Consider the following 15,489-nt stretch of genomic DNA (forward strand, 5'->3'; position numbering starts at 1 on the left):
ACTCACTTTTTGTCATTCTGAGGAGCGGCTCTTGAAAACACGCAACCAAGTGAATTCAAACAAGCGACGAAGAATCTCGCCAGTTGCTTGAGCGATCCTTCGCTTCGCTCAGGATGACAAAGCGAGTTTTGCGCTTTTGCCGTTATTCCATTGGGGGCAGCTACTCCTACTGGTATTGCTGTCTTTAATGCAGCAGGACACCCAATTGCGGATCCGGGAAGCTATGATTTTTTGATTCAAGTTTACCCTGAAATTGGAGAATTCTCCAGAATCATTGCGGAAGTAGCTACACAGACTCGGATCCCAAAATCAGATGTTGAAGAAATAGTTGAGGTCAAGGGGAGTTCTGCTTGCTTTGAATACCAGTTTCCTGCATCGCCCCAGTACTTTGTTGGAAGACAATCAGTCTTGGCGGAACTGGATGGATTTATAAGTCAGGTAATTAACAAAGAAACCTCCTCTCGGGGAATACTTTTCGAGGCCAATTCAGGATGGGGAAAAAGTTCAACTATTCTTGCCAGTGTGTCTCAACTTACAAAAGCAGGACACTTCGCGGTTGCAGTAGATTCTCGTACTGCTTCTTCATCCCAGTTTATTCTCCGTGTTGTGGATTATGCCATCAAGAAATTCGGAGATTTTAATGGAGTATTGGACATTAGTGTGTCCCTGGCCATAACAGGATTCGAAGGTGCCGTGTCGGCCCTCTTAACTGTTGGCAAAGCACTTGAGCTACATGGCCAAGTGATGGTTATTTTTTTGGATCAGTTTGAGAATGTATTCTTCCTTCCAGATGTGCTGAGGCGAATTAGAGACCTTTTCCTGAAGGTGAGTGACGCTCAATCCGGAATAGTTTTTGGTTTCTCTTGGAAAACAGATTTAATTGGTTTGCCTCTTGAGTTTCCGTACGAACTGCACAGCGCAATAACTGACTCAAGCAAGCTCGTAACATTGGATACTTTCTCTGAAAAGGAAACACAAGCCCTTCTAAGACGATTGAGCAATGAATTGCATGCGCGATTGCGAAAAGATCTCGAATTCTTTCTCTCCGACTTCTCACAAGGATATCCATGGTTACTCAAGAAACTTTGTGCTCATGTAAAGGCACAGCGCGAAGCTGGTGTTCTTCAATCAGATATCGCGAATAGCTTACTGAACGTCGAAGAATTGTTTCAGGAAGATCTACGTGGATTATCAGCCGAACAAGATGACACATTACATCGGATCGCGAAATCTGCACCAGTAAGTATTTCAGAATTGGGTGAAGAATTCAAGCCTGAAATAGTGCAGTCTCTTGTGCATAGGAGACTTGTTGTCAGAATCGGCAACAAGTATGACATCTATTGGGATATTTTCAGGGATTATCTCAACACGCGACGCGTACCGATACAAGAGAACTATATGCTTCGGGCACAAACTGGGGGAGTACTAAAAGCCATAAAACTGCTGGTGGAAGCACATGGCGAGTCTGATAAAACTGTTTTTCTCAAACGAGCAGGATTAACGGAACAATCATTCTACAACTTGGCACAAGAAATGAAATTGCTTGGTCTTGCCAAGATTGATGGTGGTAAAATCAAACTCCAAGTGCAATTGCCAAAGGATTCAAAAGATTTTGATCAATTACGAGCACACCTACGCGATAGGCTACCGCGTAATCGCTTAGTTTGGCAACTGAAGGAGACACTTGAAAAAGAAGGAACCCTAACCATAGTCACCGCCTCCGATTTACTTGCGAAGTGGTGTCCATATGTTTCCGCTAACGACAAAACCTGGCAATCATATGCGCGAATCTTTGCCGATTGGATGGACTTTGCTGATCTGGCAATTTTCGACAGCAAGAGTAATACACTTGCTCGTTACAGACCAGGTACAGAAGTGCGGGAGCACCGCCGTATGTTTACCATGCGTAGCCGCGCGGGAATAGCAGTTCCACTTGTCCAGTACAGTCCCATAGAAAAGGTCGCAATCAAGCTTGTACATGCAGCCGAAGAGAATCGTAGACTGGATTGGGCAGGCATGAAACCAAGCACTATCGCTAAATCCTTGACAATGCTTGAGAGTCTTGGCTTTATATCGCGTCAGACGTCTACAATAACAGTTATGCAAAAGCTCCGAAAGTTTGTGTCAGAACCGGAGAAACGCCCTGGGCTCTTTGCAGAGAGCGCCTTGCGAATGCATGCGTTTGACACTTTTGTTCAAATGCTAAACAAATACAAGGATACTGGGCGTCCTTTAGCACAACTTGCCGAAGAATTGCGAAATATACTTGGTGCCGACTGGAAAGACGCCACAGTCGAAACGAATGTCAAGATTATGCTTGACTGGGCGCGCCACACGCAACTTGCTCCTGGTGTTTTCGCCAGAGTTCGAAGGGGCGGACAAAAACATGCAAAGAAGAGTAAGGACCAGGCATCGCTATTCAAAATTGCATAAAAGACAGTGAAATGAAACCACGCATTCCCATACTTCGTAATCTTCGCGCCGCGTGGCGCGATACCTTTTTGCTTTTGCGCGATTTTCGTGCGCCGCTATTCTTGTTTGTCGTGTTGGTCATCGGCGGTGGCATCCTCTACTTTAACCTCGCGGAGCAAGCCGGCGAAGCGTTGAGCAATCCCGTCGAAGCGATCTACCTCGCGTTGACGATGGTGTTTATGCAAGCCAGCCGCGAATTTCCGCGCGCGTGGTTCCTCGAACTGTTTTACTTTGCCATGCCCTTGTTAGGCATCATCATCCTCGCGCAGGGACTCACCGAGTTTGGCGTGTCGTTGTTCAATCGCCGCGCGCGCGGCAGGGAGTGGGAAATGGCAGTCGCCTCGACGTTCAACAATCACATCATCCTCGTCGGCTTGGGACACCTGGGTTTTCGCGTCGTCACGCAATTGCGCGACCTGAATCAGGATGTCGTCGTCATCGAACAAACGCCGCGCGAAGATTTGGTGGATCAATTGCGCCGACTCGACGTGCCGATTTTGCAAGGCGATGGCACGCGCGAGGCATTGCTCGACGCGGCAGGCGTGCGGCACGCGCACACGCTCGTGCTGTGCACGCAAAATGATAACCTCAATTTGCACATGGCGGTCAAGGCGCGTTCGATGAATCCCAGCATTCGCGTCATCACGCGTATTTTCGACGACGATTTCGCGCAAGCGTTGCAAAAGCAATTCGGTTTCAGCGCGCTCTCCGCGACGGGCATGGCAGCGCCGGTGTTTGCCGCCGCCGCTGCAGGGATGGATATTTCGCAGCCGATCACCATTGAAGGCAAAGCGTTATCGCTCGCGCGCTTAAACATCGCGGCGAAATCAAAACTCGTCGGAATGTCAGTGGGGGAAATCGAGCAAAAGTACGATGTGAGTGTCGTCCTGTTGCGTCACGACAGCGTTTCCGATCTGCATCCGGCGGGCGACAAGAAACTTAACGCGAACGATGTGCTCGCGGTGCTCGCGGGGACGGAGCAAATCAACAGGTTGGCACAGGATAATCGGTAGTTAGTGCGATAGTGCGATAGTGTGATAGTTGGAAACTGGGCACACTATCGCACTATCGCACGATCTTACTATCGCACTTGAGGAGAACCCATGCAATTCGGCGTTGGCTTGCCAAACTATGGCAAGGGCAAAACATTTGAGGACATCAAGCGCGTGGCATTGCGCGCGGAGGAATTGGGATACGATTCCGTCTGGACGACGGATCACGTCATCGTTCCACAGACGGATATTGAGCCGTACGGAAATATCATGGAATCGCTAACCGTGCTCGCGATGGTCGCGGCGGTGACGACGCGCGTTAAACTGGGCACGTCCGTGCTCGTGTTGCCGCAACGCAACGCGGTGCTCGCCGCGAAACAGATCGCGACGATTGACGCGGCGTCCGGCGGACGGATGATCGTTGGCGTCGGCGTCGGCTGGAACGCGACCGAGTTCGGCAACCTGGGAATGAATTTCAAAAATCGCGGCAAGCGTTTGGATGAAGCGATTGAATTGTTGCGCGCTCTGTGGTCGAGCGAGGACGCGACCTTTCACGGCAAGTACACGCAACTCGATCGCGCGGTCTTTGCGCCGCTCCCCGCACAAAAACAAATTCCGATTTGGATCGGCGGCAACGGCGAACCGGCGTGGCAACGCGCGGCGACGCTCGGCGATGGCTGGCACGCGACCGGCGCACTGCCGGCAGATTACGCGCGCGGCATCCAACACATCAACGCATCGAAACCGGCGCGAACGCAAACATTTTCCGCGCGGCTGACAATTGACCTGAATCCGAACGCCTCGCCGTACTATGAATATCGCGGCGCGAAACGCCAACGGCTTGCTGGCACGGATAACCAAGTGCGCGCGATTCTGCGCGAGTACGCGCAAGCCGGTCTGCAATACGCCGCGCTCTTCTTCCCGATGAGCAATGTCGCGGTCGGACTCGCGCAGATGGAACGGTTCATGCACGAGATCGCGCCGGAGTTCAACTGATTTTCGAACTTTGATTTTCGATTAAAGATTTTCCCAATCGAAAATTGAAAATTCTATTGGAGTTGAAATGCCTACAACATTGATACGCAACGGACGCATCATCACCGCGACGGACGATTACGTCGCGGATATTTTTGTTGACGGCGACAAGGTCACGCTAATCGGCGCGAACCTGAATGTGCAAACTGACCGCGTGATTGACGCGATCGGCAAGTACGTCATTCCCGGCGGCGTGGATTGCCACACGCACATGGATTTGCCGGTCGGCACGGTTTTCTCGTCGGACGATTTTGAGACTGGCACGATTGCCGCGGCGCACGGCGGCACGACGACGATCATTGATTTCGCGACGCAAGCGCGCACTGGCTCGATGCACGCCGCGCTCGACGAATGGCTCGCCAAAGCGCAAAGCAAGGCGGTGATTGATTACGGGATGCACATGATCGTCGCGAATTTGCCGGACGATTTGTTACCGGAGATGGACACGCTCGTGCGCGAAGGCGTCACGTCGTTCAAGATGTTCACCGCGTACCCCGAACGTTTGCAACTCGATGATGGCACGATTTTCAAAGCGATGCAGCGCGCCGGCGAAAACGGCGGATTCGTGATGATGCACGCGGAAAATGGAAGTGTGATTGATTACCTCGTGCAAAAACTGATCGCCGAGGACAAGACGACGCCGAACTATCACCCGCTCTCGCGTCCGCACCAAACCGAAGCCGACGCGACGCATCGCGTCATTCTGCTCTCCGAACTTGCGGGTGTGCCGGTGTACATCGTCCACGTCTCGTCGCATTTCGCGATGGAGGAAATTCGCGCGGCGCGTGATCGCGGTCTGCCGGTGTACGGCGAAACGTGTCCGCAATATCTGTGGCTCGCGTACGAGGATTATGCGGACGGAAGTTTCGACGGCGCGAAATTCGTTTGCTCGCCGCCGATCCGCGAACGCGCGAACCAGGAACCACTGTGGCGCGCGCTCGCGACGGACGATTTGCAAGCGGTCGCGACGGATCACTGTCCGTTTTGTTTTCGCGCGGGATACAAGGGTTTGCCGAAGCAGAAGGAACTGGGCAAGGACAATTTCAGGAATATTCCAAATGGCGTCCCAGGCGTCGAGAATCGCATGCACTTGGTTTATCAAGGCGGCGTCGTGCAACGCGGCTGGAGCATGAATCGGTTCGTGCAAGTGACGAGCACGGCGGCGGCGAAACTGTTCGGTTTGTTCCCGCGCAAGGGGACGATTGCCATCGGCAGTGACGCGGACATGGTGCTGTGGGACCCGCAACGCGCGTACACGATTCGCGCGGCGACGCACTTTATGCGCGTGGACTATAATCCGTACGAAGGCGTCACCGTGAGCGGTTCGCCTTCGCTCGTGATGGCGCGCGGACGCGTGATTTTCGAGGATGATAAATTCCTGGGCAAGCCGGGGCAAGGTGAGTACTTGAAGCGTGGGACGTACGCAATTCCGTAAAGACTGGACTTGGTTCTTGCCGCGGCTAACATCGGTCGCACGACCACCGAGTCCATTTACCGCGACATCCGTTTACGATTATCAGCCACGCCGACTGCTACAATGAGGATATGCCCGATAGCAGTCGGCGTAACATTCTTGACCCCGATCTATGAATCGTGCCGCGCAACATTTGTCAAGCGGACTAAAACGTTTTCTCGCCACAACAGTTGCGATTTAACCAACCCTGTGTCATTTTTTCTGTGGGGGTGGTTCTTTCTCAGTTTTTGGAGGATCACTTTGACCGGGTGGCTTGCTCTGTCCCGGCGGATTACTTTGCCCGGGCGGGTTGCTCTGCCCTGGCGGAGTGTTGACTTGCCCTGGCGGAGTCTTGGCTTGACCCGGCGGTGTATTGATTTGACCCGGCGGCGTATTGACTTGACCTGGCGGAGTCTTGGCTTGCCCCGGCGGTGTTTGAGCTTGCCCCGGCGGAGTCTTGGCTTGACCCGGCGGTGTTTGGGCTTGACCTGGGGGCGTGCGGATTTGACCTGGCGGAGTTTTCTCCTGTCCCGGCGGTGTATTGATTTGACCTGGTGGAGTCTTGGCTTGACCTGGATTGTTCAGTGTAGGGCTGACAGGAGTCTGTGTTGCCCGAATGGTCGGCGTACCACTGTCGAAGGATGTTGGACTGGGTGCGGGTTGGGTGGGCGCGCGCGATCCGCCAAGCGATCGCCACGTATTTGAAAGCCCGGCTTGGATTCCTTCGACCGCGCTCTTGATGGGATACAACGCGCTCTGGGGCGGTATGTCTTGCGCCGCAATCCCAATGACTGCGCCGCTTAACAGCGCGAGAATCCCTAGCAGGATCGCAACAAAAATCTGCACCGGACGTAGACTCAGCAGCGGGCGCGCGGATTTAGCGCGCGTCCGCGCAAAAATCGCGTGCGCGTTTTGCACCGCCGGCGGAGGCGGCAGACGCGTATCATCTTGGCGTAGCGTTATGCGGACAAGTCGAAAGGTCGCAACGTACTTTGTACAGCGCGTACATGTGGCGACATGCGCGGCGATGCTGACGGCGGCATCACTGCCCAATTCCGCATTGGCAAATGCAATCAATTGTTCGCCGGAAATAGGATGGGGTGACATTCACACTGCTCATTCATACAGAGTTGCCAAAGGCGCACAAAAATACGTTGCTCATAAAAAACGCTCCACACCGAGCGCGTCAAGAATCGTCTGCAATTTCTTGAAACAGCGCGCACGCGTGGGACCGATACTGCCCAAGGGAATGCCTAACTTGGAGGCAACTTGATCATAGCGCAACGTTGGCGATTCCAGAAAAAGAGCGAGCAATAATTCGCGGCAACGCACATCGAGCTGATCGAGCGCAGCACGTACAAGGTGTTGCCGCTCCCACACCTCGATTTGTTCCGGCGCGGATGTTTGGTCGTCTTCGATGTCTTCGCCCAGTTCGTTATCGGCGTGCCGCAGGCGGATCAGGCGCAAACACTCGCGCCGCGTGATGGTGATGAGCCACGCGGCAAGCGACGCTTCATTGCGCAACCGGCTCAGTTCGCGGCAGGCAATCGTAAAGGTGGTTTGAAAAACATCATCGGCGTCGGTAGAGGACAACCCATAACGAAACGGAATAGAATAGACAAGACGACTGTACTTGGCGATCAGTTCGCGCCAAGCCCGTTCGTCTCCCTTCAAACAATCGCGAACCAGTTCCGTGTCATTGCGCGGCATTTTGGGTTCACATACCGTCTGAGAAGATTCTAACTACGTGTAATGCTTTCACCAAATTGGTTATCTCCGGTGGATGTTGCCACATGCGTGACTTGGATTATAAATGACTCAATGGCAAGTGTCAACGTTGCAAACGTTGTTGCCGGTGCGGTACTCCGGGTGTCCGTCAAAATTTTGGACCACTCAACCTTGCGAAGGTTTTGACGACAAATCGAATAGGATTGCCGTTCAACCTTCGCAAGGTTTTTTCACCACCCAAAAACTTGACGCACACCCCGGTACTCCTACGCCATTGCATCACACGCGGCATGTGGATACAATGCGCTCATGCAAAAGGGGCGAAACGTTTTAATCGTGTCCATGCTCGCAACCTTCCTCGTCGCATCCGGCACACCCGAGCGTATTGGCGCATACAGCGGATGCGGCGGCGTGAATGCGCCAGTCCTCAACGCGAATTACGAACAGCAAGTCCTCGACCTTGTCAATGCCGAACGCGCGAACGTCGGCGCGCCGCCGCTCAAACGCGCGACCGAACTCGAAAACGCCGCGCGCTATCACGCGACCGACTTGGGTCAGGACAACTATTTCGACCACAACTCGTACGACCGATCGGGCGGCTCGCTCGTTCAGGTATGCGGCACGAGTACGCGGATCTCGGGATACTATCCGGGCTGGAACGCGTGGGCGGAAAACATCGCGGCGGGACACGCGACGCCGAACGCTGTAATGTACGACCCGACCTATGGCTGGATGAACAGCGCCGGTCATCGCGCCAACATTCTCAGCACAAGTGTCTGGGAAATCGGCATCGGTTATTACGAGGGCGGCGGCACGTACTATCGCTACTGGGCGCAAGATTTCGGTCGGCGCAGCGGCATCTATCCGCTTATCCTCAATCGCGATGCAAGCACGACCAACTCGACCCAGGTTTCGATTTACATTTATGGCGCATGGCAAGAAATGCGTCTTCGCAACGATAACGGAACCTGGGGCGCGTGGCAACCGTTCCAAGCGAGTTTCAACTGGACGCTCAACGCGATTGGCGGCACGCGAACCGTCAACGCCGAAGTGCGCAGCGGCGGCACAACCGTCGCGACGAGCGACACGATTTACCTCTCGTACTCTGCACCCGTACCCAGTCGCGTATTGTTACCGCTTGTCATCAAATAAAAAACTGCCACCGCATTCTAAACACGTTCGCCGGATGCAATCGGCAAGCAGAGATAGAATCCAGGTTTCTTCGAGAAACCTGGATTCTGACAAAAGTACCGAATTCTCCGGAGGCGCATTTCTTTGCGCGATTCAATCCTGGGTCGGTGTGACAATTATTCGTGAACAAAAAGACCCGTTCGGTTTGGCAAAACCGGACAGGTCTCTCTTTTCAACTTAACGCGGATGCACAGTACGCACACTTGGTCGCTTTGAGCGGAACCTTGGACAAGCAGTACGGACAGTCCTTGTCCGTCGGCGCTTTGGACGCTTCGGGTTTGGTAGTGACCGCGTTCGCCATTCGGACAATCAAAAAGATCACCAGCGCGATGATCAGAAAATCAATCACCGTTTGAATGAACGCGCCGTACTTGACTTCGGCTTTGCCAACCATGATCGCCAACCCGCTAAAGTCCACGCCGCCCAAGAGCAAACCGATGAGCGGCATCAAAATATCCCCGACCAACGACGCGACGATTTTGCCGAACGCGCCACCGATGATAACGCCGACCGCCAGATCAAGGACATTGCCGCGCATCACGAACTTTTTGAATTCCTCGAACATGCCGCCTCCTTGTAGAAATAGGATGGGAAATTACGTCGCACGATTTTTTCCAGCCAGGGCGCGCCCGCGAGCGCGACCAGCGCGCCGGCGGAATCAATCACCCAGTCCGTAAACAGCATATCGCGCCCCGGCACGAACGATTGATGCCACTCGTCGCTTGCCGCGTACACCGACGCGAGTGCGAACGCGAGCCACCCCGCGCGCGGGCGCGTCGCGCGGCGCAACAACGCCGCGAGAATCGCGAACTCGGTAAAATGCCCCAGCTTGCGCGACAGGTACGCCCAGCCGTCCCCGCCCGGCACGAACGGCGGCTGGGTCTGCGCCGACCAGACAAAGATCAAGATCATCCATGCCAGCGCAGGTCCCCAGGTCCGCCCAAAAGTCACAACGACTGAACGCGCAGAGGCACGCGTCACTTCATCTCGCCGCTGTAAATCTTCATCACCTTGTCGAGCAACGCGAGCGCGTCCGCTTTCTTGCGTTGGAACACGTTGCGTCCCATGATCGAACCAAAGCCGCCGCCGTCGCGAATCGCGCGCATTTCGTCGAGCAGTGCGTCGTCGTTCTCTTTCTTCGCGCCGCCGGAGAAAATCACTACGCGGCGACCATCGAACGCACTTTGGATGATGTGGCGCACGCGCTCGGCGTGCGTCGCGCGCGGGACGTTGTTCGTCTCATATGCTTTTTTCGCTTCGGGCTGTTCGAGGTACGCGCTCGGCAATTTCACCTTGATGATGTGCGCGCCGATTTGCGCCGCGATCTGCGCGGCATACGCGGTCACGTCGAGCGCGGTCTCGCCCTCTTTGCTCAAGCCACCGCCGCGCGGGTACGACCACACGACGACGACGAGACCCACCGCTTTCGCTGCGCGCGCCAGTTCTGCCAACTGCTCGTACTGCAAACGCCGATCCAACGTGCCGGGATAAATCGTGTACCCGATGCCGATACAACCCAGCCGCAACGCATCGGCGACGCCGGCGGTCACCGCGCCGAGTGGATCTTTTTCGTCTTGCAAAACGTCGTGATTGTTCAGTTTCAAAATCAGCGGCAGTTGACCGGCATAGTCCGCCGCGCCGGCTTCGAGAAAGCCGAGCGGCGCAGCATACGCGTTGCAGCCCGCGGCAATCGCCATTTCGAAATGATAGCGCGGGTCATAACCCGGCGGGTTCATCGCAAAACTGCGTCCCGGTCCGTGTTCGAATCCTTGGTCCACCGGCAAAATCACCAACTTGCCGGTGCCGCCCAAACGTCCGTGATTGAGCACCCGCGCCAAATTCGTCAGCGTGCCCGGGTTGTCGCTCCGATACCAACTTAAAATTTCGCGTACTCGATCCGACATCGTATCCTCCTGAATTCTAGGAATAGTTTCACCGCAAAGATAACGCAGAGCGTCCGAAATGTCAAAAGTAGGGGCGCAGCATTTTCTGAACTAAAAAAAATGCTGCGCCCTTACTCATTTGCCACAATCCGATTTCAGAATAGAATAGCAACGAAACAACATCTTCGCCAAACACACTCGGCAAGCGAAGATCGCATCCAGGTTTCTGCGAGAAACCTGGATGCTGGCGAAGGTATCGAACGAAAGGAAATCGGAATCATGGACCCCCTCTTGGCTGGCTTGTTTGTGTTTGCGATGCGTCTCACCGATATGTCGCTCGACACGCTCCGCTTGCTCTTTACGATGCGCGGACGCAAGTTGCTGGCGGGCGTGATCGGCGTGGCGCAAGCGACCGTGTTCATCCTCGCGGTCAGCGCGGTGTTGAGCGGTCCGCTCAATCCATTCACGGTCATCGGTTACGCACTCGGCTTTGGCGCAGGTGTCGTCGTCGGGATGTACGCGGAAGAGCGCATGGCGATTGGGTACGCGATGCTGCGCGTCTATTCGCCGACGAGCGGTCACGCGATTGCAGACGCCTTGCGCGCCGCCGGACACGCGGTTACCGAGTTTAGCGCGCAGGGCAAAGATGGCACGATTACGGTCGTCAATTGTATTGTCGCGCGGCGCAATGCGAGCGACATTCGCGCGATCGTGAATCGCGTCGACGCGAGCGCGTTCATTACCGTGGACGAAGCGCGGCTCGTTCAACGCGGATATTTTCGACACTAGAGACCCGAAGGATGCCGAGAAATACAATGACCGATCACATTGTTGCGATAGATTTAGGCGGCACTAAATTTCGCCTCGCGCTGTGCGAATCCAATGGACGCATCGTCCAGCAAATCGCGCACGAGACGCGCGCGCCCGAAGGTGCAGAAGCCGTGTTCACGCGCATGGTCGCCGCGATTCGCGATTTCACCGGTGGCGCGTCAATCCGCGGCATCGGACTCAGCGCGCCGGGTCCGCTCGACGCGCGGCGCGGCGTCATTCTCCAAGCGCCCAACATCCCAGGGATTGACGGTTTTCCGATCAAAACGCGATTCGAAAACGCGTTCGGCGCGCCGACGTTCATCGGCAACGATGCGAACCTCGCCGCGCTCGGCGAGCATCAATTGGGTGCCGGGCGCGGCGTCGCGCACATGATATACGTGACGATCAGCACCGGCATCGGCGGCGGTATCATCGTGGATAATCAATTACTGCTCGGCGCGCGCGGCTTTGCCGGGGAAATCGGACATCAAACGCTCGACGCGTTCGGACCGTTGTGCAATTGCGGCAACATCGGTTGTCTCGAGGCGCTCGCGTCCGGTCCCGCCATCGCCAAGAGCGCGCTCGACGAAATTCGCAAAGGACGCGAATCGAATCTGCTCGACCTGGTCAAGCGCGATCACACCAAGATCACGGCGAACACTGTCGCGCAAGCCGCGCGCGGCGGCGACAAATTATCGTGTCGTATGTTCGAGCGCGCCGGGTTTTTCATCGGGCTGGGTCTCGTCAACTTGCTCCATACTTTCGACACGCAACTGTTCGTGCTTGGCGGCGGCATCGCGATCAACACCTGGGATTTGTTCTACAATTCGATGCTCATGGCATTCGACAAGTACACGATGAAATCTATGCGCGGAGATGTTCGCATCGTCCCAGCGCAGTTAGGCGACGATGCGGGCTTGGTCGGCGCAGCGGCGTTGGTGAATGGGCAAATGGCGGATAGCAAATAGCGAATGGTGGATGGCAGATGGCGAATAGCGGGATTGATCTTTCGATTGTCGTGGTCAGTTACAATGTTCGCGAGTTGTTGGCGCAATGCCTGGAATCGGTGAACAGTCAACAGTCAACCGTCAACAGTGAACTGTTCACCGAGGTTTTCGTCGTTGACAATGCCTCGCGCGATGGCAGTGCCGCGATGGTGCGCGAGAAATTTCCACGCGTGCGACTGATCGAGAACACAGAGAATCGCGGCTTTGCGGCGGCGAACAATCAAGCGTTCGTCGAGACGCGCGGGCGATACGTGATGATGCTCAACCCGGACACGGAGGTTCGCCCGGGCGCGCTCGCGACACTCGTCGAATTTATGGACGCGCGCGCTTCGCGGCGCGCCGGCGCGTGCGGCGGCAAGTTGTTGTACGGTGATGGCTCGCTTCAACATTCTGCATTCGCGTTTCCCGGTCTCGCGCAACTTTTCCTCGATTTCTTTCCGCTCAACTGGCGGCTCACCGAGTCGCGCTTGAACGGTCGCTATCCGCGCGAAGGGTATGCGCGTGGAGAACCATTCGAGATTGACCATCCGCTCGGCGCAGATTTTCTCGTCCGACGCGAGGCGGCGGAGCAAGTGGGCTGGCTCGACGACCAGTTTTTCATCTATTGCGAAGAAGTAGATTGGGGCATTCGCATCAAACGCGCGGGTTGGCAAATTTGGTGCGTGCCGCAAGCCGAGATCGTGCATCACGAAGCGCAATCCACGCGCCAATTTCGCGACGCGATGTTCGTCGAGTTGTGGCGCGCGCGCAAGCGACTGTTCGAGAAACACTACTCGCGCGCGTTTCGTTTCGTCGCGCGGCAGATCGTGCGCGCGGGATTGTGGAATCAAGCGCGCAAAGCGCGCGCGGAGAATCTCCCCGCAAAAGAATTACAAAAACGGCTTGACGCGTACAAGCAAGTAATAGGCGTTTTCCTTCAATAGTTTTTCGGCGTATAATGCGCGCAATAATTGGCGGTTCGTTTGTATCAGATAGATCAGGAGTATCGGGAATGTCTCGGTCAACTGCTTTGCTCAAACAACCCAACCCCTCTACACGCCCCAAATCGCGCAACCGCAAACGCGCCATCCCTGCGATCATACCAATTGGCAGTGATGCGCCGGTGAGCGAGACCTTGCCCAAAGCCGTCCGTCGCATCGTGCGCGAATTGCGCCCTCAAAAAATTATCCTCTTTGGTTCGTACGCCTACGGTAATCCAACGCCGGATAGCGACGTGGATTTGCTCGTTATTATGGAGAGCGACGCGCCAAGAACTGAGCGGTTTCTTGCTGTCGCGCGATTGTTGCGCCCCCGTGTCTTTCCGTTAGACCTGCTGGTACATACACCTAAGGAAATTCATCACTCATTGACGCATCGTGATTTTTTTATTCAAGAAATCACCTCGCGCGGGAAGGTCTTGTATGAACGATCTGAGTGATTCATTGGATTGGATATTCAAAGCCGAGAACGATTTCAAGTTGGCGCGTTTGGCACTAGGAGAAAAACCACCCATCACCGATGGCGGGTGTTTCCATTTGCAACAGTGCGCCGAAAAATATCTGAAAGCAATTTTAGTTGCTCACAACAAATTCTTCCCCAAAACCCATGATCTTGTGCAATTGAGTGTGTTGTGCGAAGCGGCTGGCGTCATTGTGCCGGTAGACACCGACCAATTGGAACTGTTGGCTAACCATGCAATCAAGACGCGGTACCCACGAGGAATTCCACCAGTTGAAGATGCGCGGCAAGCGATGAAAACCGCGCGCGCCGTCCGCAAATTTGCGCGCAAATTTCTCAACGTGAAATGACCACGCCATCCGCATCCCTCTCCGTCCTCATCCTTACGCACAACGAAGAAAAACACATTCGCGCGTGCATCGAATCGGTGCGCGCGTTCGCGGATGAAATCCTCGTGCTGGACGACTATAGCACAAATCGCGTACCGGATATCGCGCGCGAACTCGGCGCGCGCGTCATCCAACGCAAACTCGACAACTTTCCGAATCAACGCAACCATGCGATAGAACTCGCGCGCGGCGAATGGATTTTCTTCATTGACGCGGACGAACGCGCGACGCGCGCGCTCGGACAAGAAATCCGCGACGCAATTACCAATTACCAATTACCAATTACCGGTTTTTGGGTACCCAGGCGCAACATCATCTTCGGCAAAGAGATTCGTTACACCGGCTGGTCGCCCGATTATCAGCCGCGCGTGATGCGAAAGGGATTCGCGCGATTCGACCCCGCGCGCCAAGTGCACGAACTCGTGTTGTGGGACGGCGAGGTCGGCTGTTTGCACGAGCCGCTCATTCATTACAATTACGAAACACTCGCGCAATTTCGCCGGAAGCAAATCCAGTACACGCGTTACGAAGCCCAAGTCTGGTTCGCCGAAGGCAAACGCGCGCGCAAACGCGGATTCCTGGGTCAGCCCATCCGTGAATTTTTGCGCCGCTATATTTCTCTGCAAGGTTGGCGCGATGGCGGACACGGCTTGTTGCTCAGCGCGTTGATGGCGTACTATGCGTTCGTCCGGCAAAAGATGTTGTGGGGGATGCAAAATCAATCGCTTGGTGGTAAAATAAGATCATGAGTGCTACCATGATCAAAGAGGAAACAGATTCTGGTTTGGATATTCCGCGCGAGTGGCTGGAAGAATTTCAAGCCGCCGCGCGTCGTCCGCTCGCGTTGCGAATGCGCTACGCGTTTATCCACACGTACAAGCCCGTGCTGGATGACGCGTCCTACCGTTCGTTCGACACGATGGAAGAATACCGGCGCTGGTGCGAAAAAAACGTAACTACTCAGCCATCGTTCCTTTATCCGCGAATTACGCGAATCTTCGCTAATTTTTTCTTCTTATTCGCGCAATTCGCGTTATTCGCGGATAAATTTGTTTTTTCATCGGCGTAAATGTGGGTTGGCTGAGTAGTTAC

The 15,489-nt window shown here is 54.9% G+C and carries 17 protein-coding genes; 12 read left to right on the top strand and 5 right to left on the bottom strand.

Annotation, left to right across the window (positions count from 1 at the left end; genetic code table 11):
* Positions 1 to 150 precede the first annotated feature (150 nt).
* The 4 genes from HY868_21080 (at position 151) to hydA (ending at position 5,934) form a co-directional block, all read left to right on the top strand.
* Positions 151 to 2,433 (top strand): hypothetical protein, encoded by a 2,283-nt coding sequence (locus HY868_21080; GenBank protein ID MBI5304640.1) that lies wholly within the window; start codon positions 151 to 153, stop codon positions 2,431 to 2,433.
* Between the two features lie 11 nt (positions 2,434 to 2,444).
* Positions 2,445 to 3,485, top strand: coding sequence for an NAD-binding protein (locus HY868_21085; protein MBI5304641.1), 1,041 nt, complete (start codon positions 2,445 to 2,447; stop codon positions 3,483 to 3,485).
* 90 nt (positions 3,486 to 3,575) lie between these two features.
* The gene (locus tag HY868_21090; GenBank protein ID MBI5304642.1) at positions 3,576 to 4,460 is read left to right on the top strand and encodes a TIGR03619 family F420-dependent LLM class oxidoreductase; all 885 of its coding nucleotides are present in this window, start codon (positions 3,576 to 3,578) and stop codon (positions 4,458 to 4,460) included.
* A gap of 67 nt (positions 4,461 to 4,527) precedes the next feature.
* Positions 4,528 to 5,934, top strand: a complete 1,407-nt coding sequence (gene hydA, locus HY868_21095) for a dihydropyrimidinase (GenBank protein MBI5304643.1) — start codon at positions 4,528 to 4,530, stop codon at positions 5,932 to 5,934.
* Positions 5,935 to 6,165: 231 nt separating this feature from the next.
* Here hydA and HY868_21100 read toward each other — a convergent pair whose 3' ends face one another.
* Positions 6,166 to 7,059 (bottom strand): hypothetical protein, encoded by an 894-nt coding sequence (locus HY868_21100; GenBank protein ID MBI5304644.1) that lies wholly within the window; start codon positions 7,057 to 7,059, stop codon positions 6,166 to 6,168.
* 51 nt (positions 7,060 to 7,110) lie between these two features.
* A complete protein-coding gene (locus HY868_21105) occupies positions 7,111 to 7,662 on the bottom strand; it encodes a sigma-70 family RNA polymerase sigma factor (GenBank protein ID MBI5304645.1) in 552 nt (183 codons plus the stop codon).
* 327 nt (positions 7,663 to 7,989) lie between these two features.
* On the opposite strand from HY868_21105, the gene HY868_21110 reads away from it, so the two are divergent.
* Positions 7,990 to 8,832, top strand: a complete 843-nt coding sequence (locus tag HY868_21110) for a CAP domain-containing protein (protein MBI5304646.1) — start codon at positions 7,990 to 7,992, stop codon at positions 8,830 to 8,832.
* Between the two features lie 211 nt (positions 8,833 to 9,043).
* Here the strand turns inward: HY868_21110 and mscL are convergent, their stop codons facing one another.
* From mscL to HY868_21125, 3 genes are read right to left on the bottom strand one after another with little or no spacing between them, the layout of a single operon-like run.
* The gene (gene mscL, locus HY868_21115) at positions 9,044 to 9,436 is read right to left on the bottom strand and encodes a large conductance mechanosensitive channel protein MscL (GenBank protein ID MBI5304647.1); all 393 of its coding nucleotides are present in this window, start codon (positions 9,434 to 9,436) and stop codon (positions 9,044 to 9,046) included.
* On the bottom strand, positions 9,409 to 9,852 hold the full coding sequence (locus HY868_21120) for a VanZ family protein (GenBank protein MBI5304648.1): 444 nt from the start codon (positions 9,850 to 9,852) through the stop codon (positions 9,409 to 9,411). Before HY868_21120 ends, mscL begins: the two co-directional genes overlap by 28 nt.
* Positions 9,849 to 10,775 (bottom strand): class I fructose-bisphosphate aldolase, encoded by a 927-nt coding sequence (locus tag HY868_21125; GenBank protein MBI5304649.1) that lies wholly within the window; start codon positions 10,773 to 10,775, stop codon positions 9,849 to 9,851. The genes HY868_21120 and HY868_21125 overlap by 4 nt, the downstream gene beginning before the upstream one ends.
* A 258-nt stretch (positions 10,776 to 11,033) precedes the next feature.
* Here HY868_21125 and HY868_21130 point away from each other — a divergent pair, with 258 nt between their 5' ends.
* The 7 genes from HY868_21130 to HY868_21160 all read left to right on the top strand — a co-directional run bounded on the left by HY868_21130 (position 11,034) and on the right by HY868_21160 (position 15,466).
* Entirely contained in the window at positions 11,034 to 11,543 is a 510-nt protein-coding gene (locus tag HY868_21130; GenBank protein ID MBI5304650.1) for a DUF2179 domain-containing protein, read from the top strand.
* Between the two features lie 26 nt (positions 11,544 to 11,569).
* Positions 11,570 to 12,532, top strand: coding sequence for an ROK family protein (locus HY868_21135; protein MBI5304651.1), 963 nt, complete (start codon positions 11,570 to 11,572; stop codon positions 12,530 to 12,532).
* A 17-nt stretch (positions 12,533 to 12,549) separates the two neighbouring features.
* A complete protein-coding gene (locus tag HY868_21140) occupies positions 12,550 to 13,494 on the top strand; it encodes a glycosyltransferase family 2 protein (GenBank protein ID MBI5304652.1) in 945 nt (314 codons plus the stop codon).
* Between the two features lie 68 nt (positions 13,495 to 13,562).
* On the top strand, positions 13,563 to 13,988 hold the full coding sequence (locus HY868_21145; GenBank protein ID MBI5304653.1) for a nucleotidyltransferase domain-containing protein: 426 nt from the start codon (positions 13,563 to 13,565) through the stop codon (positions 13,986 to 13,988).
* Positions 13,972 to 14,358, top strand: coding sequence for a HEPN domain-containing protein (locus HY868_21150; protein ID MBI5304654.1), 387 nt, complete (start codon positions 13,972 to 13,974; stop codon positions 14,356 to 14,358). Before HY868_21145 ends, HY868_21150 begins: the two co-directional genes overlap by 17 nt.
* On the top strand, positions 14,355 to 15,146 hold the full coding sequence (locus HY868_21155; GenBank protein MBI5304655.1) for a glycosyltransferase family 2 protein: 792 nt from the start codon (positions 14,355 to 14,357) through the stop codon (positions 15,144 to 15,146). The genes HY868_21150 and HY868_21155 overlap by 4 nt, the downstream gene beginning before the upstream one ends.
* 8 nt (positions 15,147 to 15,154) lie before the next feature.
* Entirely contained in the window at positions 15,155 to 15,466 is a 312-nt protein-coding gene (locus tag HY868_21160; GenBank protein MBI5304656.1) for a hypothetical protein, read from the top strand.
* The last annotated feature ends 23 nt before the right edge of the window (positions 15,467 to 15,489 follow it).

The sequence above is a fragment of the Chloroflexota bacterium genome, assembly GCA_016219275.1.
Taxonomy (GTDB): Bacteria; Chloroflexota; Anaerolineae; order UBA4142; family UBA4142; genus JACRBM01.